This window comes from Mesorhizobium tamadayense (assembly GCF_003863365.1).
Classification (GTDB): domain Bacteria; phylum Pseudomonadota; class Alphaproteobacteria; order Rhizobiales; family Rhizobiaceae; genus Mesorhizobium; species Mesorhizobium tamadayense.
In genome coordinates this window covers 1-1,280 of sequence record NZ_RQXT01000167.1, presented here as the reverse complement: position 1 = coordinate 1,280, position 1,280 = coordinate 1, and the positions used below count along the sequence as shown (strand labels likewise).

Annotated in this window: 1 protein-coding gene; it reads left to right on the top strand. The window is 62.8% G+C overall.

The annotated features are described in order from the left end of the window. Positions 1-55: 55 nt before the first annotated feature. On the top strand, positions 56-1,138 hold the full coding sequence (locus EH240_RS37010; RefSeq protein WP_125007247.1) for an IS4 family transposase: 1,083 nt from the start codon (positions 56-58) through the stop codon (positions 1,136-1,138). Positions 1,139-1,280: the final 142 nt, after the last annotated feature.

The window sequence follows — 1,280 nt, the reverse complement described above, 5'->3', positions numbered from 1 at the left end:
CATAGGCGCTAAGATAGGTGTTGCAGTGGGGAATCGGCTGTGATTCTACACTGCGATGACTGACGAATCGCTTGTTGATGACGGTTGGGCCGAGACGATTGAGCTTCTCGGCGGCGAAGAGTTGATCGCGGGGAGTGCTCGCGAGACGAAGGCGTTCCTGCGACCGCGGGGCATCAGGTCGGCGTGCGATCTGTTGCGCCTGACGCTGGCTTACAGCCTCGGCAAGGTGGGCTTGCGGGGCGTCGTGGCTTGGGCGGCGGCGAGCGGGATCGCCGACATCTCGGACGTGGCGTTGCTCGGCCGGCTGCGCAATGCAGGGCCGTGGCTGCAGCAGTTGATTGGGCACCTTTTGAAGCGCGAGGAGGCAGGCTTGGCCAAAGGCCGGCTGATCCGCATCCTCGATGCGACGGCGGTTGCCAAGGCCGGTGTGCATGAGAAGAAGAACAATGGCCTTTGGCGTATGCACTGCGCCTTCGAGCTTGAGCGCGAGCAGTTCGACTTCATCGAGATCACCGACCAGGGCGAGGCCGAGCTGATCGACCGCGTGCCGGTGATACCGGGCGAGATCCGCATCGGCGACCGCGCCTATCTGCAGGCCGACCGGATCGCAAAGGTCATGGCGCAAGGCGGCGACGTTGTCGTGCGCGCGCCGTGGAAGAATGTGCGATGGCTCGACGCCAGCGGCGAGGCATTCGATCTCATCGGCCATCTGAAGAGCTGCCGGGAGGAGGTCATCGAAACGCCTGTCCGGCTGGGCCTCAAGGAGGGCGAGCCTGTGAAGATGCGCCTGATCGCCTTGCGCAAATCCGAAGCTGCGGCACAGGAAGCGCGACGCAAGATCAACAAGGAAGCCAAGGCCAAGGGCAAGCAGGTTCGACAGGAGACGCTGATTGCTGCCGGCTTCGTGATCCTTGTGACCTCGCTCGACCAGGATGAGTTTGACGCCGACACAGTTCTCAAGCTCTATCGCATGCGCTGGCGCATCGAGCTCGCCTTCAAACGTCTGAAGAGCCTGATCGGGCTGCGCGCTCCCCCCGCCAAAGACCCAAGGATCGCAAAGCCTTGGATTCTTGCCCACTTCCTCATCGCGCTTGTGACCGAACCCCTCTCGCAGGAGTTGGGTGTCTCTCCCCCTTGAGCGACGGGCGCCCGCTACTGTGGCGCGCTAGCCGCCAGATCGTCGCCTCTCTGATCGCGGCGATCTTCACTCAACCTCCCTTGGCAACCTTGCGCCAAAATCTCCGTGCCTTGCGACATCGTTGGCGTGAGCCACCACGAAA